General features: G+C 39.9%; 21 protein-coding genes, 1 tRNA gene and 1 pseudogene. 12 read left to right on the forward strand and 11 right to left on the reverse strand.

Features of this window, described 5'->3' with window-relative positions; translation table 11 throughout:
- Positions 1 to 753: 753 nt before the first annotated feature.
- From VCM39_RS04050 to VCM39_RS04080, 7 genes are all read left to right on the forward strand, one after another.
- Positions 754 to 942 carry a hypothetical protein gene (locus VCM39_RS04050; protein WP_413544829.1) on the forward strand — a complete coding sequence of 63 codons (189 nt, stop codon included), beginning with the start codon at positions 754 to 756 and terminating at the stop codon, positions 940 to 942.
- 143 nt (positions 943 to 1,085) lie between these two features.
- Entirely contained in the window at positions 1,086 to 1,406 is a 321-nt protein-coding gene (locus VCM39_RS04055; protein ID WP_322934110.1) for a hypothetical protein, read from the forward strand.
- A 64-nt stretch (positions 1,407 to 1,470) separates the two neighbouring features.
- Positions 1,471 to 1,800, forward strand: a complete 330-nt coding sequence (locus VCM39_RS04060; protein WP_322934111.1) for a helix-turn-helix domain-containing protein — start codon at positions 1,471 to 1,473, stop codon at positions 1,798 to 1,800.
- A 4-nt stretch (positions 1,801 to 1,804) separates the two neighbouring features.
- Positions 1,805 to 3,022, forward strand: a complete 1,218-nt coding sequence (locus tag VCM39_RS04065; protein WP_322934112.1) for a primase-helicase family protein — start codon at positions 1,805 to 1,807, stop codon at positions 3,020 to 3,022.
- Between the two features lie 331 nt (positions 3,023 to 3,353).
- On the forward strand, positions 3,354 to 4,196 hold the full coding sequence (locus tag VCM39_RS04070; RefSeq protein ID WP_322934113.1) for a DUF3408 domain-containing protein: 843 nt from the start codon (positions 3,354 to 3,356) through the stop codon (positions 4,194 to 4,196).
- 200 nt (positions 4,197 to 4,396) lie between these two features.
- Positions 4,397 to 4,780 carry a plasmid mobilization protein gene (locus tag VCM39_RS04075; protein WP_322934114.1) on the forward strand — a complete coding sequence of 128 codons (384 nt, stop codon included), beginning with the start codon at positions 4,397 to 4,399 and terminating at the stop codon, positions 4,778 to 4,780.
- 6 nt (positions 4,781 to 4,786) lie between these two features.
- Positions 4,787 to 6,172, forward strand: a complete 1,386-nt coding sequence (locus VCM39_RS04080; protein WP_322934115.1) for a relaxase/mobilization nuclease domain-containing protein — start codon at positions 4,787 to 4,789, stop codon at positions 6,170 to 6,172.
- A gap of 303 nt (positions 6,173 to 6,475) precedes the next feature.
- On the opposite strand, the gene VCM39_RS04085 is transcribed toward VCM39_RS04080, so the two are convergent.
- The 5 genes and pseudogenes from VCM39_RS04085 to VCM39_RS04105 all read right to left on the reverse strand — a co-directional run.
- The gene (locus tag VCM39_RS04085) at positions 6,476 to 7,117 is read right to left on the reverse strand and encodes a hypothetical protein (RefSeq protein WP_322934116.1); all 642 of its coding nucleotides are present in this window, start codon (positions 7,115 to 7,117) and stop codon (positions 6,476 to 6,478) included.
- A gap of 110 nt (positions 7,118 to 7,227) precedes the next feature.
- Positions 7,228 to 8,334: a hypothetical protein gene (locus VCM39_RS04090; RefSeq protein ID WP_322934117.1), complete on the reverse strand. Its 1,107-nt coding sequence runs from the start codon at positions 8,332 to 8,334 to the stop codon at positions 7,228 to 7,230.
- A 355-nt stretch (positions 8,335 to 8,689) separates the two neighbouring features.
- A tRNA-Phe gene (locus tag VCM39_RS04095) sits at positions 8,690 to 8,762 on the reverse strand.
- Between the two features lie 444 nt (positions 8,763 to 9,206).
- Positions 9,207 to 10,745: a M20/M25/M40 family metallo-hydrolase gene (locus tag VCM39_RS04100; protein ID WP_221650532.1), complete on the reverse strand. Its 1,539-nt coding sequence runs from the start codon at positions 10,743 to 10,745 to the stop codon at positions 9,207 to 9,209.
- A 23-nt stretch (positions 10,746 to 10,768) separates the two neighbouring features.
- Positions 10,769 to 11,086: pseudogene (locus tag VCM39_RS04105) on the reverse strand (MarC family protein); the annotation flags it as partial.
- A 285-nt stretch (positions 11,087 to 11,371) separates the two neighbouring features.
- On the opposite strand from VCM39_RS04105, the gene VCM39_RS04110 reads away from it, so the two are divergent.
- Positions 11,372 to 12,352 carry a linear amide C-N hydrolase gene (locus VCM39_RS04110; RefSeq protein ID WP_322934118.1) on the forward strand — a complete coding sequence of 327 codons (981 nt, stop codon included), beginning with the start codon at positions 11,372 to 11,374 and terminating at the stop codon, positions 12,350 to 12,352.
- A 183-nt stretch (positions 12,353 to 12,535) separates the two neighbouring features.
- Here VCM39_RS04110 and thiL read toward each other — a convergent pair whose 3' ends face one another.
- From thiL to VCM39_RS04140, 6 genes are all read right to left on the reverse strand, one after another.
- Positions 12,536 to 13,570, reverse strand: coding sequence for a thiamine-phosphate kinase (gene thiL / locus VCM39_RS04115; protein ID WP_322934119.1), 1,035 nt, complete (start codon positions 13,568 to 13,570; stop codon positions 12,536 to 12,538).
- A gap of 104 nt (positions 13,571 to 13,674) precedes the next feature.
- Positions 13,675 to 14,484 carry a purine-nucleoside phosphorylase gene (locus VCM39_RS04120; RefSeq protein WP_323674047.1) on the reverse strand — a complete coding sequence of 270 codons (810 nt, stop codon included), beginning with the start codon at positions 14,482 to 14,484 and terminating at the stop codon, positions 13,675 to 13,677.
- Positions 14,423 to 15,553 carry a tetraacyldisaccharide 4'-kinase gene (gene lpxK, locus VCM39_RS04125; RefSeq protein WP_322934121.1) on the reverse strand — a complete coding sequence of 377 codons (1,131 nt, stop codon included), beginning with the start codon at positions 15,551 to 15,553 and terminating at the stop codon, positions 14,423 to 14,425. Before lpxK ends, VCM39_RS04120 begins: the two co-directional genes overlap by 62 nt.
- A 10-nt stretch (positions 15,554 to 15,563) precedes the next feature.
- Positions 15,564 to 17,342: a signal peptide peptidase SppA gene (gene sppA / locus VCM39_RS04130; protein ID WP_221650527.1), complete on the reverse strand. Its 1,779-nt coding sequence runs from the start codon at positions 17,340 to 17,342 to the stop codon at positions 15,564 to 15,566.
- A gap of 479 nt (positions 17,343 to 17,821) precedes the next feature.
- The gene (locus VCM39_RS04135) at positions 17,822 to 18,334 is read right to left on the reverse strand and encodes a ferritin-like domain-containing protein (protein ID WP_221651557.1); all 513 of its coding nucleotides are present in this window, start codon (positions 18,332 to 18,334) and stop codon (positions 17,822 to 17,824) included.
- Between the two features lie 105 nt (positions 18,335 to 18,439).
- Positions 18,440 to 19,594: an AraC family transcriptional regulator gene (locus tag VCM39_RS04140; protein WP_221651558.1), complete on the reverse strand. Its 1,155-nt coding sequence runs from the start codon at positions 19,592 to 19,594 to the stop codon at positions 18,440 to 18,442.
- A gap of 264 nt (positions 19,595 to 19,858) precedes the next feature.
- Here VCM39_RS04140 and VCM39_RS04145 point away from each other — a divergent pair, with 264 nt between their 5' ends.
- Genes VCM39_RS04145 through VCM39_RS04160 form a run of 4 tightly spaced genes read left to right on the forward strand, consistent with a single transcriptional unit; the run spans position 19,859 to position 23,931 of the window.
- Positions 19,859 to 20,593, forward strand: a complete 735-nt coding sequence (locus VCM39_RS04145) for an anti-sigma factor antagonist (RefSeq protein ID WP_221651559.1) — start codon at positions 19,859 to 19,861, stop codon at positions 20,591 to 20,593.
- A 15-nt stretch (positions 20,594 to 20,608) separates the two neighbouring features.
- Complete coding sequence (locus tag VCM39_RS04150; protein WP_322934122.1) at positions 20,609 to 21,562, forward strand: ABC transporter substrate-binding protein; 954 nt, start codon at positions 20,609 to 20,611, stop codon at positions 21,560 to 21,562.
- Positions 21,563 to 21,572: 10 nt separating this feature from the next.
- Entirely contained in the window at positions 21,573 to 23,519 is a 1,947-nt protein-coding gene (locus tag VCM39_RS04155) for a SpoIIE family protein phosphatase (protein ID WP_322934123.1), read from the forward strand.
- A gap of 4 nt (positions 23,520 to 23,523) precedes the next feature.
- Positions 23,524 to 23,931 carry an ATP-binding protein gene (locus VCM39_RS04160; protein WP_221651562.1) on the forward strand — a complete coding sequence of 136 codons (408 nt, stop codon included), beginning with the start codon at positions 23,524 to 23,526 and terminating at the stop codon, positions 23,929 to 23,931.
- Positions 23,932 to 24,802: the final 871 nt, after the last annotated feature.

Raw genomic sequence — 24,802 nt, forward strand, 5'->3', positions numbered from 1 at the left:
GACTATTCTTGCGGACATTTCACGGAAAAGAACGGAACCAGAACGGACATTCACGGACATTGGCCGTAAAAATTTGGAGAATAGAACGAGGTAATATTATCTTTGCCGGGCAAAACGAGGTATGGTAATGCTATACCTGTTGTATATCCTTATATACTTGTACTACCTTGAGGTATATCCGGCCGAAAATATTTGGTGGCAGTGAGAGACAAGGCTTATCTTTGCCATCGAAAAGGAGGCCGACTTCAGTCATATCCCGGTAATAGCCAGACAAAGTGTTAAAAATCGAGGTTGGCGTAAACCTTTTCAACTTTCTTTGAGTTATAGAGATTGCGGTGGCATATTTTGCGACCATAGCGGAGTATCAGATTGCTCTGCCGTGACGGTTGCGCCTTTATCTCTTCCCGGTCCAAGAGAGGACTGGTCTAAGATTCGATTCATAAGGATCGAATATCTATCGCACAATTCCAACAGTGTGTGCTTGATTTCGCAACCGGCTCAGCGACCTATGCGAACACAATCGGTGTGCGGGTATGTACCCGACACTTACACCGATACCGGTGATTGTATTCAAGCGTAACGCTTGTGGCAGTTATTGACACACCTACATCATACCTATGATAACTGACAAGACGGTCTCCACTGACAGGAATTTGTGTAGATTTGGAATCCTCAAAAAAATTTCGTATCTTTATGTAGCGATTGAGAGCAACGCACACCGAAAAGCGACACGTTCAACTTTATAGCCCTGAAATGGAACGATGCTCCCGGACGGATGCAAAACCCGATATTGCGCAACGAAAAGAAAAAGAGGTACCACAAGAAAGACCGAAACACAGGTTTCGGCAGCACGATGAAGAACCTGCTGTTGAAAGCGGAACGTACCGCAACGGTTTAACCCGGCAACAACTCGCCTTAAGGAAGCGATGGTCAACGGATTAAATTCGTGGCAAAACGGCAGAGGAAGAAAGAGAGGCACAGCCAAGAGCTGCCATAGAGCCGTTACAGGCCAACATTTGCGACACCCGTATCTCACCGAGAACCACAGACTATAAGGCGGTGTAGCACGATATGTGTGTCCATAAATGAGCCGTAACGAGCCAATAATCAGAGAGCGGACAGCCATAACTGTGCCCGTACAGAATCTGTACGATAAAAAACAATCAACTAAAAAGAAGAAAGAATGCGTATGCCTTACTCTATGTAAGTCAGACACAACCCTTTGTGTTCGTCTCATATCCGGGACGGATGCCACTCATGCCGTTGCCAATACGCGCGGCATGGAAAAGGGTGAGCTACGCCTTGCGCTGACCCTGACAGGTCGGCAGCAACAACCGTCGGCTTTATCGAAACATAGCCGGCAGCCCTTCTTATGTCCTTTCGGGGACACATCTCCTCTGCCTTAATAGTCGCCGGGGCAGCGGAAGATGCAAGTTGCCTGGCGATATAACTTAATTTCATATTCCATAGATGAAACTAAGCCTTTACGACCTTCTTCAGGTGTCCTCGTCCGACCCTGATTCTCCAAATATCCTTCTCACCGTCCATCTCTCGGACCTTCATCAGTTGGTGGTGGACACAATCGAAGCCACACGAGAGCGTCTTCTCCCCATCTTCATGGAGGCGGAGAAAGACAAGCCGCTCACCAAGAAACAGGCGGCCGAACAGCTCGGCGTGTGCGAGACCACCGTATGGAACATGGTTCGAGACGGAAAGCTGCACCCCTTCAAGGTGAACGGCAGCACACGTTACAGCCAGCGTGAGATACGAGAGATTATAAACGCCCGTAATGAAGACTGAGCCAATGACAGAAATTGACACTTCTCTCGGAGCCGAAGACCGCTTTGAGCGCATCGGCACCACCTACTACAAGATTGTCCGACAGCCCAACGCCGCCGGGCAACTCATAGAGCGAAGCATCCCGTGGACAATCGAGGCGATACGTCAAGACTATGGCAAGGACTTTCTTGCCAACGTACCCAAGTACGACGGGGTCTGCTGTGTTCCCTCGCATCTGGACTATCAGCCCGTAGTCGGCAACTTCAAGAACAAGTATTCACCGCTAAGCCACATCCACGCCGAGGGAGAATGGCAGTGCATCGAATCGCTTGTGCGCCATATCTTCGGCGAACAATACGATCTCGGCCTCGACTACCTGCAAATCCTCTACACTATGCCATTGCAGAAACTACCGATTCTACTGTTAGTGTCGGAGGAACGCAACACCGGTAAGTCCACATTCCTCAATTTCCTCAAACTGCTCTTTGAGGCGAATGTCACGTTCAACACCAACGAGAACTTCCGCAGCCAGTTCAATGACGACTGGAACGGCAAACTCGTAATCGTTGTTGATGAGGTGCTGCTCAACAAGCGCGAGGATTCAGAGAGGTTAAAGAATCTCAGTACCACCCGCAACTACAAGATGGAAGCCAAAGGACGCGGCCGCGAAGAGGTGAGTTTCTTTGCCAAGTTCGTACTGTGTTCCAACAACGAGTATCTCCCCGTAGTCATCGACCCCGGCGAGACCCGCTACTGGGTGCGGAAGATTCCGAAGCTCACCACCGACGACACCACATTTCTGGAGAAAATCCGCTACGAAATACCGGCATTTCTCCACGCTCTGACTTATCGGCAACTGTCAACCGCCGAGGAAAGCCGGATGTGGTTTGACCCAAGATTGATTGACACCGATGCGTTACAGAAAATCATCCGTGCCAACCGCAACCGTGTGGAGCTGGAACTCGCCGAACTGTTGCTCGACATCATGGCGAGTATGCACGTGGATACCGTTAATTTCTGCTTCAATGACATCCTCAATCTGTTTGACTACCAGCGCGTCAAGACCGACCGCACGGCACTGAGAAAAGTCGTGCAAGACTGTTGGAAACTCAGACCCGCACCAAATTCGCTGTCATACACCACCTATCAGATTGGGGTGTCGGTCAGCGAACCGGTATACGTCGAGACCCGCAAAGTCGGACGTTTCTACACTGTTACCCGGCAGATGTTAGAGAGTTTATAATTTTTTTCTCGTTGAATTTTGATAAACTGATGAAAAGAGAGATATGAGATTGTTTCTCAGTACTTTTCCTTTTCATCGGTTATTCATCAATATTTCATCAAAGGATGAAAGGCAATGAAAAAGAAAAAGTAAGGCACCGAGAGAAAACAATAATTCACTTTTCCCTCGCCGATTATTTTCTTCTCACCGCCAAACCACATGATGAAATGCCGATGAACGGATAACACATTGAATCTCACATCAATTCTCTCACGATTCATCAGTTTATCAAATTCAACACCTCAACCGGTCGCCTGGACTTTTTCTCTCAGCGACCACAACAACAATTGATATGGCAAAATCGACCAAATCATCCAAGGCATCAGATTTTGATGCCGATAAATTTCTTGCGGAACTGGAAGAACAGTCCCGTAAGGAGAAAGAAGCCGAACAGAAAAAAGAAGTTCTTATTAAGGAGTATTCGATTCGGTGGAATATGAAAGACGAAGAACCGCCGCTTCCCGGCATGAGGCTGAACGCATGGCTCTGCCGATGGGAACCTGAGAACATCGAGAAATTCATCCGGGAGCATGGCGAGGATTTCAACAAACTCAAAAATGCCGGCATGAATAATCTTGAAGACAATCAAGGTACCGCAAAATCAGAGCCATCTCCAAGCGAAGTATCATCCGCTTCAGCAAGTGTATCTGTACAACCGGAACACCAGAGTACCGATACAACGGATGCACCGGTAATAGATACAAAAGTATCTCCTAAAGTTCAATCCATCTCTAAGGAATCTGTTAAGCCGAAGAGCAAACCTGATGGCATTTCAGAGAATACGACAACGGACGCATCAGAGATAGAAACGACATCGAATAAGTCTGAGCCATCTGCTGACAAGGCAACTGTCGAAGTCGTGGAACAATCCAAAAACACGCGCGTAAGTTCCAAGATGGTCAATGCTGATTTCGATGAGCTCACCCGCAAATATCTCCACATCACCAGTCTTGGTGAGAAGAAGCCCGTATTCCTTCCGCTCGAACTCCGCAACGCTCTGGAAACACTCGCACGGTTGAGTGGTGTACCGAATCTCGCACCATCGCACATCGTCATCAATGTCCTCAAAGCATTCTTTGATGAACACCGCGACCTTATAAACCGCAAACTGTCAGGCGTGAAATTAAGCATCTGATAGTGCTGTAAATCACAGGGCATCCGTATCTACCCGCAGGGGTAATGGAGGGTCTAAGCGAGGTTAGATTTTTGTGACACAAAAATCGTCGTAACCATGTTGCTCCCCTCGCCACCCTCCATTACACCGGGTGGAGCGGTACACCGGTGTACCGAATCCGTTATGCCCCTCCGTTTCTCAACCTTCAATCCCCCCTGCCAATGAAGCCCAAATCTCCAAACCGCAAATCAAATCTTGGAGCAGGACACCGCAACGGTCGTCCTGCTCTGCCCGAAGAAGAACGGCAGACATACGTCCGCCATACCCGATACAACGAAGCTGAGAACGCCCTGCTGCTTGCCAATGTCAAGCGGTCGGGGATGAAGAATGTCAGTGAATATATCCGTTCCGTGACGCTAAACCCCAACATTGTTCCACGGCTGTCAGAATACGAAATGATAATCGCCCGAAGGCTCTCCGGCATGAGCAACAACTTCAACCAGCTTTTGCGGCTCTGTCATCAGCGCGGACTCGATGCCATGACCCGCGATGTACAGTTTTACCTCAATCAGTTCCGCGAACTGTTCGCCAAATTAAACTCTTAAATTCCTATGATAGCGTATATAATAGGCGGTTCCGGTTTCAGCGGATGTGTCGATTACGTGACCCGTCGGAAGCTCGAAGAAAAACTATGCAAGGAGCAGTCAAAGCAACAGAAAGCCGACGAGCGAAAATATGAGAGCAACAGAGGTGAGGATATAATAGACCATCTTTCCAAAGACTGGAAGCTTATATCCTCTTCCGGTGACATCCGCATATATGAAGGTCGCAGGGCAATGGCGGAGGACATAGCCAGACCTTCCCGGCAACGTAAGCCCATAACAGACCCTGTCGGGCATATTTCTCTCGACTTCCATCCAAGCGATGCTCAGAAAATGACAGATGAACTTATGACGGAGGTGGCGCAGGACTATATGAGGCAGATGGGATTGACCAATACACCTTACATAGTGGTTCGCCACTATGACAAGGCTCATCCCCACTGCCACATCGTTTTCAGCCGTGTTGATTATGACGGCAAGATTCTGACACAGACAACCAACTTCAAGAAGAATGAGCGAGTATGCAAGGCTCTCAACCTGAAATACCGTCTGATGCAGGGCAAGAGCAAGCTCAACACCGATGTGTCCAAACTGCGAGGCAAAGAGAAAGTCCGCTATCAGCTCGTTCACGATATTGCAAGAGTCTATCTCACCCCATTTGTCACCGATTGGAAATCATACGTTGACCTGTTGCGCAGGAACGGTATAACAGTGCGAGAGAAAATAGGAAAGTCAGGGCGCGTCAATCTTTATTACGGGGTTGGCAAGCAAGAATTCTGGTACAAGAAACTGGATCCGTTTCTCAGCCGCGAGAATCTTGAATTGAAATTCAAGGCTCGTCGAGAAAAACAGCAAGAGGTAACGGCACAATCCCAGACATCGCCACAACCTCAACCGCAACGACAGTCACAGCCCAAACCAAAGCAGCCTGAGCCGATTGTCATACCCCCATTGCCGGATGTGGTATGTGGCGTAAAGATTGACCAACTCAGACAACAGGCGTATCAGGAGGGCAAGTTCATCAGTATCGGAATATGTGAACCGAGTGGTGTTGTGCCTCTTACCCATTGGATATGGTACGATTTCAACAAACGAGAACCTGTCATAAGCCGGGCATATCCCTCCGACCACAAAATCCCCGAAGCATTCCAACGACAGTTGGCGGCAAAGCAATCCACGGTATCGTCATCACCGGGTGCCGGAATCACGTTGTCATCTCCGTCTCTCGGTGGAACCGTATCAGAAGAACAAAGTTTTGCCCACGGTGGTGGATTGCCGGACGATTTCAAGCATTTCCTTGAAATGCATCCCGGCATGAGCATCGAGGAAGCATTACGCCGTTTCCGTGACGAGCAGAAAGCCAAACTGCTCCGCAAAGGTCCGAAACTACACTAACCAGTAACGCCACCGAGAGAGACTTCTCCTCACTCGGTGGCACCAATAGTATCTACAGTAAATTATGCTACAGCGAGTTTGACAGCAAAGAATACTTATCTCACCACATTATTGAGGAGTATTATAACATCAAAAAGATGGTGGAAGGACTCGCCAACTATTTCAAGTATGAAACCTATGTACGCAAGCTGTTTAACTGAGACTACAATATGGACGCAAATGTCCATGTGTCCTATCGTATCTAACCCAGGGGCTCTCTCCACACAAGGGATTTTTCAAGAGGAAAGGCTCTTATTCTGCCAACTATTTATAAAGCGCCTTGTTAACATGTATATACTTGATTTGTTGAATTATAAAATTTAGTTTTTGAGTTATTGTACAAATCAACATATCACACATTGTATTAGAAATATACCTTGTTGTTCCTATTTTCATTGCATCCCAATAATGGTCAAGGTTTCTGCAACCGTAATACCTTGTGAGGCTAGGAAAATCTGAATGTGTAGATGGTAGTAATATTTCAATTTCTGGAATATTGTCATCAACAATACTTCTCATGAAGTTATCATCAGTTAGCTCTTTTCCGAATGGTGTTATTATTATATTCTTATCTGTACGTATTACTAACGCTTGCTCTCTATCGTCAATCTCCGGAATTTCGTTGATAGATCTATTTATATCCTGTAATAATTGCTGAAACCAATGTACTACCACATCATAGGTTCGCTTATTTATTTCAAGGGTATTCCCAGTAGCTAAAGAATTAGGAGATAATGTATGATTGATAACATCTCGTATATCATTTTTTACTAAACCATTTTCTATCGTTATCCCTTCAAACCGTAGGTTTACTCCATTCAAAGTCCATTTCCCAAAGAGAATTGAACTATGTCCATTACTATTGACAATTGGCAACTCAACGATATTATAGCTGTCGTTTATCATACTGCAAATTTATGAAAATACTGTAAATTTCACGCAGGCTCCTTAGCCAGAAACTCTTGTGCCAAATCTAACACCCTCAGTCCTGTCATTATGCGTCGAAGCATAACGCCTTAGTCTTCCCACCACGTCAATTTTCTTATGTGATAATTTGCTCGTTCTATAAGTGATTCAATATTATCCCATTCTACGACATATGCACCACCTCCTATAATCTTCTCTAAGGATGTAATAAAAGATATTGACATCAAATAAGAGTCAATTCCAGAGTCATTTCTATGCAAACGCGGTATAGCAAGGCGTTCTTCATATTGTCCTAAAGCACTGTCAATAAGAGCAAATATATGATTCTCAAGGGAGTATTCAGAAATTAGCTTATCGCGTATATCTTTAACTTCTTCATTTGATAGCATCCCAGTTTTTAGACCTTTAATTGCCATACTATAAGCAGATGTATACCCGGAATCCTTGTAAATATTTCTGCGTCCAATTTTTATATAATCTTTAAGATAATCATCAAGCTCTTCAATGGGATAAGATATTGTTCGAGTTTCATCAACATAATAACTATCGTCACCACCTACTTTATTTTTGAATATTTCATCCACTTCTACTTGAAGACCCTCTAAGATTTGGGATAAATCTAAATCTTTTATGTTTGAGTATGTCTCTAAATACGTTTTTACATAATTATGAAACTTTTCTCGGATATGTTGAGCAAATACTTCATACATAGCCGTTTCATAGACATACTCAACCCAATATTGCTCTTTTAAAGAAAAGCGTGTTTTATTTCCACCGTTCAAGATAAATAATTCGATGTTCCTTTGATATAGTGAGCGCTTAAAACTAAAGTAATCATCCGCTGCTTCAACTTTAACCAACTTTATGTTATCAAAATCAAGTTCATTGCTTCCTCCGAGAATTAGTCCATCTAAGGGTTCGAATTTATTAACTACATTATTATCTTTATTGACTCTCAATAAGTAAAGACCTCTAATATAGCTTTTTACAATATCGATTAGTTGAAATTCATATGGTTGAATATTATAGACAAGTTTATATTTATTTTCATCAACCGTAAGGAATAAGGATACAACATATTCTATACGATAAGCTGAAAGTCTATCAATTGACCGCAACTCACGTCGTTCCCAATTGTATGGTTTATCGACGGCATAACTCTTTAAATAGATCCCAATTTTGTATTCTGATTCCATAGTGCAAAGTTACGAAATTATTATGAGATTTTAACGGTTAAGCGTGGTGACTCGGCGAAATTTTGGCTGAGGTCACCACATTTTTATCGTCCAATTATAGTTAAAGTCTATTAAAGTTTGGGACTGTGGGGCGGTGATGTGGGGTTGAATGATGCTGAATGATTTTGAATAGATATGATTTGAATGCTGATTATCAGCGTGTTAAATCATTACAAGAATAGATGTGTATCTATGCTGGCACGTATAATCTACAATATCACAGCGCGTTAGCGCGGGTGTGGTGACTTTTGTGGTGACCCGGAGGGGTATAGATGAATAAAAGACCGCTAACTCATTGAGAATTAGCGGTCTTAAGTGGTGCCACCAGGAATCGAACCGGGGACACAAGGATTTTCAGTCCTTTGCTCTACCAACTGAGCTATGGCACCTTTCTTATTTGCGATTGCAAAGGTAGCGAAAGTTTTTTTATCTTGCAAGAGGAGGAGAAATAAAAAACACTGATAAATAGCTACAGTGTTTATTATCAATTATCTATTTGATGAAAATATTTCATTTTATTGAAAAGAATATTTGGTTTATGGCTTATTCATTGAGTATATTACTTGTTGTGTTGTAGGTTATCGGAACGGTAACTATATTTTTCTATAGTCTCCTAATGAAATGCTACTGATATATGTATAAGGGAGATAAATCATTGGATAATTCATTTATATATAAGATATTATAATGTAACTATATTTATAGAAGAAAAGTAATAGCCATTGTCTTTTATAACATTATCCATAGGGGGGGAAGGCTATCCCAAAATTAAATTTTAAGATAGCCTTTTATTTACTAGTGTAGAAATTCTTTCTGGTTATAAGAATCAATGTCTAATAAGTTTTTAGTAACTCCTTAAAATACCATTGTATTTTTCCAAAATTCTCTAATGATATATATTCGTTCTCATTGTGTATTGTACGTTGTTCGTACTGATTCAGACATATAGGCATGAAGCGGTAAATATCATTACTTACTGTTTGATATTTATAAGAGTCTGTACCACCGATTGTTATATAAGAAGTAACTATTGCGTCAGGGTAGATCTTATTTACTTTTTCTTTTATAATTTCAAAGCCTCTTACGTTTTCCGGAGAAATATTTGAGGGGGCACGTTGAGAAATTACCTCTATGGCGATATCGTAACCTTCACATAGTTTTTTCACATGTTCTATGACACCAGAAACTGAATCACCTGGTAAGATGCGGAAATTTACCGTTACTTCTGCTTCGGAAGCCAGAACATTTGGAGCATCACTACCTTTAGCCATTGTTACAGCTGTAGTTGTGCGAACCAGTGCATTGGATGCAGGAGATTTTTCCATTGTTCTCAGTAATAACGGTCTGAGTAACCATTGGTTTGCTATTGTCATACGGGAAAAGAATCCCATCTCATTTCCGACATTATCAAAGAAGGTTGCAATTGGGGAAATAATTTGTGCAGGGAACTGGTCACTGTTCAGTTTCTCAATGATTTCTGCTGCATAGATTAACGAACTTTTTTTCGGAGGCATAGAAGAATGTCCTCCCATTCCTTTTACTGTAAGACGTAAAGTAAGGAAGCCTTTTTCTCCGGTTCCAACTAGGCCTAATGGAACTTTAATAGACTCTATAGCTGAACTTGGAGCAGCAATAATACCCCCTTCGTCATAAATAGCGTCAAAATTCAGTTCTTTATTTTTGAAATACTCTGCTATTTTTACAGCTCCTTGACGTCCACTTACTTCTTCATCATGTCCGAAAGCAAACCAGATATCTCTTTCTGGCTGAAAACCTTCAGCAATTAAATTATCAGCTCCTTCCATTAATGAAAAGAGCATACATTTCATGTCGAGCGTTCCACGTCCGTAGATACGGCCATTTATTACAGCTCCTGAAAATGGTGGATAATCCCATTTGGTAGCATAAGACTGAATTGGAGGTAACGGTTTGTCATTCAACTGAAAAATGGTATCAGCAGGAATCATAGTAGATGGATCATAGCCGGCTACGGGTACAACATCATAATGCGATAAGAATAAAACCGGTTTCAAATTACCGTTTTTTCCCTTCCAATGAAAGATCATGCCATATGTATTAATGGTATCTGTGTCCATTACTTTATATACCTCAGAATAAGAATCGGACAGATATTTCATGAATTCTCCGAAAGGTTTGAAATTGGTTTCTTCATAGAACTCATTACTAATGGTTGGAATACGTATTCCACCGACAAAACGACGTATGGCTTTTTCAGAAGGAGTAGTATTCACAACTTCTTTATTATCTCCGGTTTTTTCTATCTTCTTAAATTGATAGGTGAAAGTTCTTACTATCAGTACGAGAATAAGTATGAGAAATAAAAGTAATAAGAATGTAAAAAATCTTTTCATGGTTCGTTTTTTTTAATTATATATTTTTTATCAGATTTATTTGGAGTACCGGAATTGGATAATAACTCCATTGCCGTTTTACAGATAAGTAACCCTCCTCCCAACTGAATTACAGGAATAGCCAAACCAAAGATCAATAAAAATAAATGCCTTATTACCAAAGTACCTATACCGATCAGAATATAGTTGATAATTAATTTCTGAATAGCTGTTTTGTGCTGATGATCATTCAGCTCGTTCAGAAAATCATTAACGACAAAACCATTTCCCAATGGATTTATTACCGGAAACAAAGCCATAAAAGAAAATGTAAATATAATTAAAAGGTTACTTAATATCATAATCATTATTTTCTTGATACTTTATTATATAACAACAGAATTAAAAAGTTTATCCGGATTCTTTAAATTTATTTTCTTCAATATATAAATATTGTTTTTTACTTTTCTCTTATTTACTTATTAATTAAGGAGAATATTAGATTTCAATAACTTAATTCTAACGTTTTTTGATAGACTTTTTTGTTCTTATTACGAATGATAGCTATATTTTATGGTAGGAGTTCGGTTTGATTGAATTTCATGAATTAATAGCCAATAAATGAACCATTAACTAAAACTTTAATTATGTGTACAAGAGTAGTTTATTCAGGAACAAATGGGATAGTAGCAACCGGTCGCTCTATGGACTGGAAAACAGAAATGCATAGTAACCTTTGGGCATTTCCAAGAGGAATGATGCGTAACGGAGAAGCTGGAACAAATTCGTTGAAGTGGACGTCGAGATATGGAAGCGTAGTAACCTCTGCTTTTGAAATTGCCAGTACGGATGGGATGAATGAGAAAGGGCTAGTTGCCAATTTACTTTGGTTACCCGAAACACAATATCCGGTAAGAGATAAAAATAAACCGGGGCTTGCTATAACAGCGTGGGTACTATATATGCTGGATAATTTTGCAACAGTGGAAGAGGCCGTTTCTTATATTGATGAAGATACCTTTCAGGTGGTATCAGATATGATGCCGGATGGGTCTCGTTTAGCAACATTGCATTTATCTATATCCGATGTTACGGGTGATTGTGCTATCTTTGAGTATGTAGGTGGAAGACTTACTGTATATCATAATAAAGATTATAAAGTAATGACTAATTCTCCTACTTATGACAAACAGCTGGCACTAAATGAATACTGGAAAACGATAGGAGGTTTGAGCTTTTTACCCGGAACGAATCGCGCAGCCGACCGTTTTGCCAGAGCTAGTTTCTATATTAATGCATTACCGAAAACTGATGATGAAAGGATAGCTGTTGCCAGTGTATTTAGTGTTGTCCGTAATGCCTCTGTGCCTTACGGTATATCAACTCCTGAAAGTCCCGAAATTTCTACTACACAATGGAGGACTGTTTCGGAAAGTAAAAGTCTGAGATATTTTTTTGAGTCAAGTCTGACTCCAAATACTTTTTGGGTGGATTTGCGGGATTTGGATTTCTCAGAAGGAGCTCCCGTACTTAAATTGTCTATTGCTAATGGAGAAATGTATCATGGGAATACGGCCAAAGAGTTTAAGATAGCGTTACCTTTCAAATTTATGGGAGTTAGAGGATAAAAGAATTCCGTGAAATAAAAGTGAGTTATTATAGAAAACTCTTTCAAAGAAGCTCATTTTTAAAGAATTTACCCCGCCATAGTTCTTTATGGCGGGGTAAATTTTATTGTTAAAGATGTTTTATTGGTCCAGAGATTCAATTAGTAATGCTAATCTTCAGACAGATATCTGGTGGGTTACATCCTATTTCTCTTCTTGCAATGGGTTCCAGCCTTGTGCTTTTAACTCGAATTCTTGTCCGTCTCGGGTTATTAGTGCACAGCCAAGCTCTGGCTTGGTAATATGTCCTATTAATCGTACACCTTCCATTTCTGAAATCTTTTCATGGTCTGCAATAGGAACAGTGAAGAGTAGTTCATAATCCTCGCCACCATTCATGGCACAAGTCGTGAGATTCATATTAAATTCTTCTGCCATAACAGCCGTTTGATAATCAATCGGGATATGTTCTTCATATACACGGCATCCGGTATTACTTTGAGTACAGATGTGTAGCAATTCGGAAGATAACCCATCAGAGATGTCCATCATAGAGGTAGGGACAATGTTAGCAGCAGCTAGCTTTTCGATGATGTCTTTGCGGGCTTCGGGTTTAAGCTGACGTTCAAGCAGATATTCTTTACCGGAAAAGTCCGGTTGAGCATCTTGTTCACCTTTAAAAACGGTTTTTTCACGCTCCAGCAATTGTAAACCCATATAGGCGCCACCAAGATCGCCACTGACACAGATGAGATCTGTTTCTTTTGCACCGTTACGATAGACTATTTTATCTTTGTCTACTTCTCCGATACAAGTGATACTGATAGCCAACCCTGTCAGTGAAGAAGTAGTATCACCACCTACAATGTCTACATGATATTGTTGGCATGCCAGGCGAAGGCCAGCGTAAAACTCATCCATATCTTCTACACTGAAACGCTTGGAGAGGGCGAGGGACACGGTTATCTGTTTCGGAGTTCCGTTCATCGCATAGATATCAGAGAAGTTTACGATAGCAGATTTGTATCCGAGATGTTTGAGAGGTACATAGGTAAGGTCAAAGTGTACGCCTTCCATAAGCAGATCGGTGGTGACCAATACCTGCTTATCTGAAGGGTAGGAGAGGACGGCGGCATCATCGCCCACTCCATACTTGCTTGATTCATTTTTTAGTTCAATACCCTCAGTGAGATGCTTGATTAGGCCAAATTCACCCAGGGTTGCTATTTCTGTTCGCATCGATATATTTATAATTTACGATTTATTTCCTGTGTTTATAACCACTATTTGGTCATAAACACATGGGATTGTTTGTAATTTAAGATTGAAGTGACTTTAATTTATTAAGCGCGGTTGATAAGTTCGCGCATAATAGTTGTCATTTTCGGTTGAGCTGCATCAGCTGCTTTCTGAACTTCTTCATGTGATACTTCTACAATTTTTCCTTCTACACCCAGGTCAGTTACAACCGAAATACCAAATACTTTGATACCACAATGGTTAGCTACAATTACTTCAGGGACGGTGGACATACCTACGGCATCAGCTCCGAGGATGTGGAATAATTTGTACTCTGCAGGGGTTTCAAAGGTTGGTCCTTGTGTACCGATGTATATGCCATGCTGCACTTTTATACCTTTTTCTTTAGCTATTTCATTGGCTTTACGGATAAGCTCTTTGTCATATGCTTCGCTCATATCCGGGAAACGGGGACCATATGGAATGTTCTTGCCACGAAGCGGATGTTCGGGGAAATAGTTGATATGATCTGTGATAATCATCAGATCACCGATTTCAAAAGCGAGATTAGTACCACCACTGGCATTGGATACGAATAGTGTTTTTATTCCTAATTCACGCATTACACGTACAGGGAAAGTCACTTCCTGCATGGAGTAGCCTTCATAGTAATGGAAGCGGCCTTGCATTGCCATGATATCTTTGTTACCCAATTTGCCGAAGATTAACTTTCCGCTATGCCCTTCAACAGTAGACACAGGGAAGTTAGGAATATCTTCGTACTTTATCTCATACTTCTCAGTGATTTCATTTGCCAAACTACCAAGTCCGGTACCCAGGATGATTGCTGTTTCAGGGCTTGTATGCATCTTTCCTTTTAGAAAAGCTGCTGTTTCTTGTATTTTCTCTAACATAGCCAATAATGTGTTGGTTAAAAATATCTTGTTGATTTTGTAATATCTCTACTTCAATGGGGAGCGCATAGATATGTCTTTTTAACTCCGCATCTAATATGGGATGATGTACCAACCGGGTAGCATCTTTTTCTGTGGTGATAATCAACCGTTGTTCACCTTTCAGCTTGTCAAACCGCTGTTTAATGAGCTGCATATCATGTTGATTAAAATTATGATGATCATCAAATGACAGCAGATCTATATGCGATGTATATCTTTCCAGCTCCTGGATGATAGTAATTGGCGAGGCAATACCGGTAAGGAGCAATACCTGTGTATCTGTTTGCAGGGAAGATAACTTCTGTTCTGTTTTTCCTGCTACCTCTGGAAATACCGGTTGCAGATTTCCATAACGAAATGACGAGAAGAACAACATCTGGTATGGGAATAGGTTCAACCTTTTAGCAATGATATTGAAGTCAATGGGTTTGATGTCGGGTGGACATTTGGTAACAATAACTATTTGTGCCCGGTTCTTTCCTTGAATAGACTCGCGTAGACGGCCTGCTGGTAATAATGCATCATCACAAAACAGACGGTGATAATCCGTCAGTAAAATGTTGAATCCGGCCTTAACATAACGATGTTGGAAAGCGTCATCAAGCAAAACAACCTCGACAGGAGGATTGTCCAATGTGCAAAGCTGTTCAATGCCATGACAACGGTCTTCATCCACAGCTACCCGTATATCGGGAAATTTAGATTTTATCTGAAATGGTTCATCTCCGATACTGCGTACATTGCTTTCAGGGGTAGATAATATATATCCCTTTGTACGACGCTTATAGCCCCGGCTTAATACGGCAACCTGATATTCACGGTGAAGTAACTTTATCAGATATTCGGTATGTGGCGTTTTACCTGTTCCTCCTACGGCAATGTTGCCGATGCAGATGACAGGAACGTCAAAACTCTTTGACCGGAGGTATCCCCAGTCAAAGAGTTTGTTTCGTAAGGCTACTCCTGTTCCATAAAGGAACGAAAGAGGGTAGAGCCATTTATGTATCTTGATAAAGCTTTCTTCCATGCAGAATGGTTTACTTAATATTCAGTTCAAACGGAACACGGGCTTGTATCATAGAGCGTTCGCTTAAATTTTTCAGTAAGCTGAAATCTTTATAATAATCACCCAGTTTGCTTTTCATCAATTGTGATTCTACGTAATTGGTCGGTTTCGTATCAAGCAGAGTAGAAAGGAAATCTTTCTTTTCCGGATAAGAAACAACGGTATAACCATCGAGATTAGCTTTCTTTACAGCGATGTCGAGCGCTTTGTCTATACCACCCAGTTCGTCAACAAGGCCGAGCTTTTTTGCTGTCTCACCTGTCCATACACGGCCTTCGGCAATCTTTCCAATTGCCTCTTTGGTCATATGACGGCCTTCGGCGCAGCGGGTAAGGAATGTATCATACCCTTCGGTTATCATCATTTGCATGAGTGCTTTTTCGTCATTATTGAAAGGACGCATGAGGTTTCCGAAGTCGGCAAATTTATTGGTTTTTACTACATCATAAGTTATCCCTACTTTATCAGCAAGTTCCTTCACATTGGGCACCATACCAAAGATTCCGATAGAACCGGTCAGGGTGGTGGGTTCGGCAACAATTGTGTCGGCTACACAAGAAATATAGTAACCACCTGATGCAGCATAATCACCCATTGAAACGATAACCGGTTTTTCGGCCTTCAGCTCTTTTACGGCATGCCATATTTGTTCGGAAGCAAAAGCACTACCACCCGGAGAATTTACGCGTAATACAACTGCTTTTACATCTTTATCATCTTTAAGCTTGCGTAAGTCGCGAATTACTTTGTTGCCTACGATACCATCTTCGGAAGCAGCCGAGCCTGACTGATCTGTGATTTCTCCTGATGCATAGTAGACAGCTACAATATCACCGCTTTTATCTTTTGGAACATTCTTCTTTACGTTAATCATATCATCAAGGCCTAATATAGGCAGACGGTCGTCTTTATCAACATTTGCAAGTTGTTTGAGATAGTCGCGTACATTATTTTTATAAATAAGTGTATCTGCCAGCCCACATTTTACACTTTCTTCGGCGGGATAAAACATCAGCATGCGGTCTGCATAAGCATTCAGTGAGTCTGGTGATATATTACGAGAGGCAGATACGCCACTTACAACCTGTCCCCAGATAGAACCGATAAATTCAGTTACTTGCTCACGGTTGGCCGGGCTCATTTCAGTTGCGATAAACGGTTCGACAGCTGATTTGTAAGTGCCTACCTTAAATATTTGCATTTCGATACCTACCTTTTGCAATAAGTCTTTGTAGAATATTGGGGCGGAGGCAATTCCTCGCCATTCAATCATACCTTTTGGGTTCAGAATTACTTTATCAGCTACGCTGGACAGGTAGTAAAGTCCCTGTGTGTATCCATCGCTATAAGCTACGATAAACTTTCCGCTTTCTTTGAAGTCGGTCAATGCATTGCGAATGGCTTGTAGAGAAGCATACGGAGAACCTAATGCAGAAGCTTGGATGTAGATTCCTTTGATGTTTTCATTCTCCTTTGCTTTTTTAATGGAAGTAAGGATATCATCGAGACCATAGACATTTGAATTGTCTCCTGTGAGCATGGAGAGTACACCTTCCAGGCTTTCCTGAGTACGTTCTACCAAGGTACCATTTAGGTCGAGCATCATTACTGAGTTTTTCTTCACCACTGTTTCTGTGTCAGATGATGAAACGATTCCGAAAATCACCATAATACCGATGAAAAACAGAACAATGCTTGACAGTATGATACCTGTTACTGTAGCAAGCGTAAATTTAAAGAAATCTTTCATTGTATTTATTGTTTTTTATGCCAGCTCTTTTTAAAGCTAACAAAGATAAATAATTGAGTTGATATTTATCCCATAAGTCGCATAGTTTTTTGTTTTGTCACAGATATAAAGGAAATTAATGTTGTTTTCGGGTGATTCTTCCGCTTTTAATTAATGTGATGTTGGTGCTATATAATTCAGTTCTCTCTCTATTTTTTTTATATTCTGTAAGTGATAAGTACTGATTCAAAATGAGTATACTCTATAAATACGAATTTATTAAAACGCAAATAAAGCGTAAATGATCGTAGATTTTCACGAATTAGATTGTTGTGTGATATTTGAAAACAATATTCTTTACAGAAAATCTGCGTTCATCCGCGTTTCAATAATACCCCGCCCAATAATCATTTATATTGTGATGTATTACTTATAGAAAAAAGAGGGACTATTCCTTTTACAGAATAACTCCCTCTTCCCACTCTTAAAGAAACTACTACTTATTTCTTCAGAAAAGATTCTTTCATTTTGGCAATGTCGTTCAGATAATCCTGCAAATCCTGTTCATGATCTTCCTCTTCAGCCAGAATATGCTTGGCGATATCACATGTAGTATAATCTTTACCATTGGTAAAGTTTGCAATTTCCTGATAGCGGAGGATAGCGCAGCGTTCAGAGGCTACATTCTGATTTAGTAAGCTGACTGAATCAAACTCGGTTGGTGTGTCATACTTGCATCTGGCCAATTCAAACCATTTTTTAGGATCAAGTACCGGAACACCTTCTAGTTCAATGATACGATTGGCTAGTAACTGTGCGTGCTGACGCTCTTCTTCGGCATGTTCTTCGAATTCACTTTGTACGCCGGTACGCATAGTACCTTCAACTACTAATGCACCTATCCAGTATTGATAGTATGCTAACCATTCTTCGGATAATGCAGCGTTCAGTTGATCAATTAAACTTTTTACATCGAGCTTTCCTTGCAGGATTTTCACACTTTCTTTAGCCATAATTTTAAAGTTTAGGTTATAAATATTAAGTTGCTTAAGTAACAGGGGCTAAAGAATTTTGTTTTCAGATGTATCTGATTTAACAATAACAAAAATACTTATTTGTTAAGTGGAAACTGCTTTATTCTCTTTTTGAAGCATTTCCATGTATTCACTTGGAGACATTTTTTCGATATTGGAGAAATAACGGTAAAAACTGGAACGTGAAGTGAATCCACTTTTAAACATTAACTCTTTGACTGTTAATTCTTTTTTTTCCATAGCTTGTTCTTTGAAATATTGTAACCGGTGAAAATTTATATAATCTCTGAATCCGGAAAAACCATCATAGTGCAGGGCTTTGTTAAGTCTGCTTTCATTGGTATTTAGACTTTTAAGTAAATCCTGTAAAGAATATTGTGGATTAATAAAAGGTCGGTCTTGTTTCATCAGCATTTGCAAATGATTACTAAGTTCAAGTACTATTGGGGATACTTCTATTTCTTTAATAGCTTCTATCTCTTCCGATTGTAGATTCTCTACTGGTAATGGAGGCAGCGAGAGTGGGTCTCCATTATATATATACAATATATTCAGATAAATAGTTGGTAAGATAACAAAATACCCGAATAGGTTAAAGCTAAGTCCGCTGGTTCCTAACATTAGCCAGATGTATCCGGACATTATTAGTCCAAAGCAAACCATATAAGTTGTCATACCCCTGCTTTGTTTTCGCCGGACTGGAAGCCACTGCCTTAAATAAGGAAAGAGAAAATTAATAGAAGGCGCTACAACACTTACTATGAATAGTATTAGTCGCATGGCAACATCCTGGCGGGTTATGTTTTGTTTGATATCAGCGAATGATTTGAGGATTGTATATTGTCCGTTAAATAACTCGTAGCAACATGCAATGCATATAATGAGTAAAATGGGAATACATAAATTAAGTATTCTCGTCAGATTCATCCATCCCGGTTTTAGTGAAGCGATGGGGAAGATTGAAAAGAGTTGAAAGAAGACGACAGTGCGTACGATATGCCATAACGACAGGTGGTTTAAAGGTACTTCCGTGAATAATGGCATTCTTTGGACATCTTTATTAAAAAGCCATATCCATTCCGTATTGTCATACAAAAGAAGAAGAGATAGGAAGATAGCCAACATACCCCATGATCGCTGAATGCTGTTGCCGGAAGAGCGTATAAAAACAATGATTCCTGCTACTAAGCCAATAGCATCAAGCAATAACTCAAAACACAACATGATTACACTGACCATCTTTACCTTTTAATTTTGTGGCAAAAGTAAGTCATTCGGGAATATAGCAAAGTGATCCTTCTTTAAAATGCGTCCCATTTAGGGGACTTTAGCTAAAATGGGACTATGCTTAACTTGGAAAGTTGTCCCACTTTGTCTGATACGCTGATATGGGAAGCTTTTTATTGGGACAGATTTCGCTATATGACTTTCAACGAATACCTTTGACGGCTAGTCACAATCAAGACAATTATTAAAATGTATATGATACGTTATCTAAAAAATATGGAAAGAGAAATTATCATCAGTAATAGTTCGAGTGAAATTGCTAAGATCACTCAGTTTATCGAGGAATTATCGTTATCATTACAGTTAAGTTCTTGTGTGACGATGAGTATAAATCTTGCTATTGAGGAAGCGATCATCAATATTATAAATCATGCTTATCCGACAAGTAGAAAAGGTGAAATAGTGCTTCGGGTTAAAGTCAGCTCGCAAGTTCTTACCTTTTTAATTATAGACGATGGTATTTCGTTTGATCCTATCCAGGCAGAAAGTCCGGATGTCACTATGTCTTTAGAGCAACGTCTCACCGAAGGATTACGATTTTGCCTTATTCGCCGTACGATGGATGAAGTTAGCTATCGTACAATTGGTACATTGAATCATTTAACATTGATGAAAAGGATTGATGTGCTTCCGAGGCAAGAGGCAACAATGAAAACAAATCTTTGTAAAATAGAAGACGTTACCGTGCTGGCTATAGAAGGCAGACTGGATACGATTAATGCCAATGATTTTAATGTTGTTATCCAGCCTTTGCTTGCAGATACTACTCCTAATATTATAATTAACTGTGAAGGTATGACATATATTAGTAGTTCCGGACTTCGAAGCTTTATAATATTACAAAAGAGCGTTTCTCTGCATAATGGATGTCTTGCGGTCGAGGCTGTTCAGCCCGAGATTCGTAAGATATTTGATATGACAGGGTGTTCTTCTCTTTTTACCATCCGTTGAATTTATCATACACAAATGAAACAAATCCATTTAGCAAGTGGTCTATTGTCATTATTGACATTTTTTGTTATTGAAGTAAATGCCCAATCTATAACTATTACTCCCAAATGGACTGCCCAAGCACAGTTTGCAGGGTATTATGTGGCAGAAAAGATGGGCTTTTATAAAGAAGAAGGGCTTGAGGTGCACATTCGCCATCCGTTTATTTCGGAAAGCTCTTTTTCTTTTTTAGATAAAGGTTTGGCGCAGGCGGTAGTAATGAACCTTTCGTATGCTCTTACGGAAAGAGCTATGGGAGGCGCACGCGTCGTGAATATAATGCAGACTTCACAGGAAAATAATTTAATGTTGGTAAGTCGTTCACCTTTGAAGGGTATTTCATCATTACAACATAAGAAAATAGCTGTTTGGAATCACTTGAGCCAGAAATTGCTTGATCAGATAGCTCGTTTTTACAACTTGCAAGTAGAATGGGTTCGTTTTAATAGTGGCGTTAATATTTTCCTTTCCGGAGCTGTTGATATTTGTTTGGTAGGAAGTTTTAATGAATATCCGCAACTGATTGAATGTGGAATGAAAATAGATTCTACCTGTACTTTGCGCTTTGCTGACTATGGATATAATTTGCCTGAAGATGGACTCTATATTACTGAAGAATTTTTATACCAACATCCGGAAGCTGTTCGTAAATTAGTACGTGCAAGTATTCGGGGGTGGATATGGGCTAATGAACACCGGGAAGAAACGCTTGATATCGTTATGGAGCAAGTTCATCGTTGTAATGTAGGTACAAACCGTTATCATCAGCGTAAGATGCTTGAAGAAGTACTCCGTTTACAAGTTGATAGGCGGACTGGTAAGCGCACTTATCATTTGAGTCGTGAAGGGTTCAACTGTGCTGTGAATCATCTGTTGCCCGAGGATGTGCAAAAGAGTAACCATATTAGTTATGAAGATTTTGTAAAATAAGCATGTTTTTATGAAATATATCTTTTGTAAATCTTTTGCGACTCAATTAAGCATCTATGTGCTTTCGTTTACGTTGGCTGTTTTTGTTGTTATAATACTCTTGTTCTATACCTACAGTCGTGATAAAATAATAGAGCATGCAGTAGATTATACTCATGGAGTGCTGAATAATATGTCTACGCAAATCAGTGCACAGTTGCTGACAGTGGAAACAACAATGAAACAATCAACCTGGATGCTGGAAGCGAATCTGAATAATCCCGACTCGTTGTACCGGATTGTTACTGCTGTAGTAAGGGAGAATGATCTTATTGTGGGGAGTGGTATTGCTTTTGTCCCTGATTATTATAAGAGAAAAGGGAAATACTTTATGCCCTATGCTTCCTTTCGAAACGGAAAAGATGGGGAAATTGTCTATCAGGTACTGGGTAGTCAGGATTATGATTATCCTTGTATGGATTGGTATCTGATCCCCAAACTACTTAAACAGAATTATTGGAGTGAACCTTACTATGATGCCGGGGGAGGAAATACTATTGTAGGTACTTACTCAATGCCGCTTTATGATGTAAATGGTGAAATATATGCCGTATTTATTGCTAATATATCTTTGTCGCAATTTACTGATATGGTAGGGAAGCTAAAGCCTTATGAATTTAGTCATACCTTTTTGCTTAGTCGCAATGGTGGCTTTCTGACGCATGTTGATCGTACGAAAATAATGAATGAGACTATTTTTTCTGAGGCTTTTGATACACAGAATTCCCAGTTGGAATATATCGGTCATGAAATGTTGGCCGGGCACTCCGGAACTGTGAGATTTTATGATAAAGGGAAGGATTCATATGCATTTTATACTACTATTGCCAATACAGGATGGTCGGTTTGTACAGTTTGTCCGGGATCTATCATTTTGCATGAGTTAGACTCTACTTTGTACCTTTTTATATGTGCCTCTTTGACAATCATGCTGGTTTTGTTTTTACTTATATATAGTATAATCCGTAGGTTGGTGCGGCCATTAGAGAAGTTTTCGGAATCGGCACGCGCCATTGCAACAGGTTGCTTTGATGTAATGCTTCCCGAAGTCAATTCGAATGATGAAATAAAAGATTTGCATGATTCTTTAGCTTATATGCAACATTCTTTGTCAACGTATGTATCGGAATTACAGCAAACAACTGCAATGAAAGAGCGTATTGAAAGTGAACTATCTATTGCTCATGAGATACAAATGAATATGATTCCGAAAGTATTTCCTCCTTATCCTAATCGTGATGATGTAGATATTCATGCAATTTTGCGTCCTGCACGTGAGGTAGGTGGTGATCTTTATGACTTTTTTATTGATAACGAACGACTCTTTTTTGTTATAGGAGATGTGTCGGGTAAAGGTGTTCCAGCTTCTTTATTCATGGCTATAACTCGTAGCTTATTTCGTACTTTGTCGCAACAGGTATTATCTCCGGCTGATATCGTAACAAAGATGAATAATTCGATCTCTGACAGTAATGAATCTAGTATGTTTGTTACTTTGATAGTTGGAATTCTTGATTTACGAACGGGTTGTTTAAAACTTTGTAATGCGGGGCATAATCCACCGATATTAATTCGATCTGGTAGCAATGTTTCGTTTTTAGATTTGAAAACTCATCTTTTTGTAGGTGTTATTAATGATTTTATATATACTGACGATGAAATCATTTTAGAAAAAGGGGATAAACTGTTCCTTTATACCGACGGTGTGACTGAGGCTGAGAATATCTTTAAAGAATTATATGGTGACGAAAGATTATTGAAAATTCTGTCTGCGAATACTCCTCGGTCAGATGCGCGTTCGACGGTAAATACCGTAGTCGGTTCGGTTGCGCAACATGTGCAGGAAGCCGAACCCAGTGATGATCTGACTATATTATTAATATGTTACAAACCTGAAATACTTGACCCAAAAGAATAGTACCATGGAAAAAGAATTAAGAATAACTAATGATTTAAAAGAAATCACTGTTTTGGTTGATTTTGTAAAAGACTTATGTGAAGAGTTAGCTCTGCCTATAGAGACGGAAATGAATATAAATCTGGCTTTGGAAGAAGCCGTTGTTAATGTGATTATGTATGCTTATCCGGTTCAAGAACCACATGATATTTTATTAAAAGTTAGTTCTGATGAAAATCAGCTTATTTTTTTATTAACGGATAGAGGATATTTTTTTGATCCTACCGTGGTGGCTGATGCTGATTTGACACTTTCGATTGAAGAACGTCCTATTGGTGGATTTGGTATTTTTCTCATCCGTCGTATTATGAATGAAGTTTCCTATCAACGTCTGGATGATGAGAATCAGTTGACTATGAAGAAATCTCTTTGAATTGTTTCTTTGTTTGAGGTCTTTCGTATACATTTAATTGGGGGGATATGGGCTTTGGCTTTTGTGCGTATTTTCCCATTTCTATTTTTTTTGTTATCATCAATCCTTACTTGTTTTTAATAAAATAAGTGTACATTTATTATTTTTTTTGTAATCTATTGCTATTCAGCGCGTTGCTATTTTTGTTTTTTCCTCTACGAGAAACGTCCCGTTTCTCTACGACGATCGTCCTGTTTCTCTACGATGAACGTCCTGTTTCTCTACGAGTCTCTCTTTTCTTGTTTCTAATATTTTACATTTCTTTTTTTTCTTTCTAATTCTTCCTTCTTCTTATGTCAGATTCTCTTTCTTTCCTCTTCCCTTTTTCTCCTTCTTTGTTTTTTTCCTCTCGCACGCGTATACGCATGCGCTTATATATTATAATGTGTCTTTGTTTTCCTTTGTTTTCCTTCCTTTCATTTTTATGTTTTACAACACCTTTGCAAATCAGCGTATTACAAAAAAGTTTCATATTTATTCCAAAATAATTCCTGATATGTTTTGTGTATATTGTAAAAAGATCTACTTTTGCATCCGCTTAGCAAGAGAGTCTAAGCCTTTTAAGATTGACATATTGAAAGCGCGGATTACCGGATAACGAATAAACAAAAAAACTTCTGAAAAGATTTGGTTTTAAAGTTTAAAAGTTCTTATCTTTGCAGTCCGATTCGCAAATGAAAAGGCGTTTTTTTCTTTGTAGGTTTTTTCTCCTTTCGCAAGAGAGCTGTTAGAGAATCCTCGGAAAAAAAACTAAAAAAAACTTTCCAAAACATTTGGTAGTTATAAAAAAGTCCTTTACCTTTGCACCCGCTTTTGAAACGAAGCGATTTTA

The organism is Bacteroides mucinivorans (assembly GCF_034654355.2).
GTDB classification, from domain to species: domain Bacteria; phylum Bacteroidota; class Bacteroidia; order Bacteroidales; family Bacteroidaceae; genus Bacteroides; species Bacteroides nordii.

Bases quoted from the DNA above. Each gene is read 5' to 3' on its own strand.
- VCM39_RS04050 (WP_413544829.1), top strand. From the start codon at position 754: ATGGAACGATGCTCCCGGACGGATGCAAAACCCGATATTGCGCAACGA.
- VCM39_RS04055 (WP_322934110.1), top strand. From the start codon at position 1,086: ATGAGCCGTAACGAGCCAATAATCAGAGAGCGGACAGCCATAACTGTG.
- VCM39_RS04060 (WP_322934111.1), top strand. From the start codon at position 1,471: ATGAAACTAAGCCTTTACGACCTTCTTCAGGTGTCCTCGTCCGACCCT.
- VCM39_RS04065 (WP_322934112.1), top strand. From the start codon at position 1,805: ATGACAGAAATTGACACTTCTCTCGGAGCCGAAGACCGCTTTGAGCGC.
- VCM39_RS04070 (WP_322934113.1), top strand. From the start codon at position 3,354: ATGGCAAAATCGACCAAATCATCCAAGGCATCAGATTTTGATGCCGAT.
- VCM39_RS04075 (WP_322934114.1), top strand. From the start codon at position 4,397: ATGAAGCCCAAATCTCCAAACCGCAAATCAAATCTTGGAGCAGGACAC.
- VCM39_RS04080 (WP_322934115.1), top strand. From the start codon at position 4,787: ATGATAGCGTATATAATAGGCGGTTCCGGTTTCAGCGGATGTGTCGAT.
- VCM39_RS04085 (WP_322934116.1), bottom strand. From the start codon at position 7,117: ATGATAAACGACAGCTATAATATCGTTGAGTTGCCAATTGTCAATAGT.
- VCM39_RS04090 (WP_322934117.1), bottom strand. From the start codon at position 8,334: ATGGAATCAGAATACAAAATTGGGATCTATTTAAAGAGTTATGCCGTC.
- VCM39_RS04100 (WP_221650532.1), bottom strand. From the start codon at position 10,745: ATGAAAAGATTTTTTACATTCTTATTACTTTTATTTCTCATACTTATT.
- VCM39_RS04110 (WP_322934118.1), top strand. From the start codon at position 11,372: ATGTGTACAAGAGTAGTTTATTCAGGAACAAATGGGATAGTAGCAACC.
- thiL (WP_322934119.1), bottom strand. From the start codon at position 13,570: ATGCGAACAGAAATAGCAACCCTGGGTGAATTTGGCCTAATCAAGCAT.
- VCM39_RS04120 (WP_323674047.1), bottom strand. From the start codon at position 14,484: ATGTTAGAGAAAATACAAGAAACAGCAGCTTTTCTAAAAGGAAAGATG.
- lpxK (WP_322934121.1), bottom strand. From the start codon at position 15,553: ATGGAAGAAAGCTTTATCAAGATACATAAATGGCTCTACCCTCTTTCG.
- sppA (WP_221650527.1), bottom strand. From the start codon at position 17,342: ATGAAAGATTTCTTTAAATTTACGCTTGCTACAGTAACAGGTATCATA.
- VCM39_RS04135 (WP_221651557.1), bottom strand. From the start codon at position 18,334: ATGGCTAAAGAAAGTGTGAAAATCCTGCAAGGAAAGCTCGATGTAAAA.
- VCM39_RS04140 (WP_221651558.1), bottom strand. From the start codon at position 19,594: ATGGTCAGTGTAATCATGTTGTGTTTTGAGTTATTGCTTGATGCTATT.
- VCM39_RS04145 (WP_221651559.1), top strand. From the start codon at position 19,859: ATGGAAAGAGAAATTATCATCAGTAATAGTTCGAGTGAAATTGCTAAG.
- VCM39_RS04150 (WP_322934122.1), top strand. From the start codon at position 20,609: ATGAAACAAATCCATTTAGCAAGTGGTCTATTGTCATTATTGACATTT.
- VCM39_RS04155 (WP_322934123.1), top strand. From the start codon at position 21,573: ATGAAATATATCTTTTGTAAATCTTTTGCGACTCAATTAAGCATCTAT.
- VCM39_RS04160 (WP_221651562.1), top strand. From the start codon at position 23,524: ATGGAAAAAGAATTAAGAATAACTAATGATTTAAAAGAAATCACTGTT.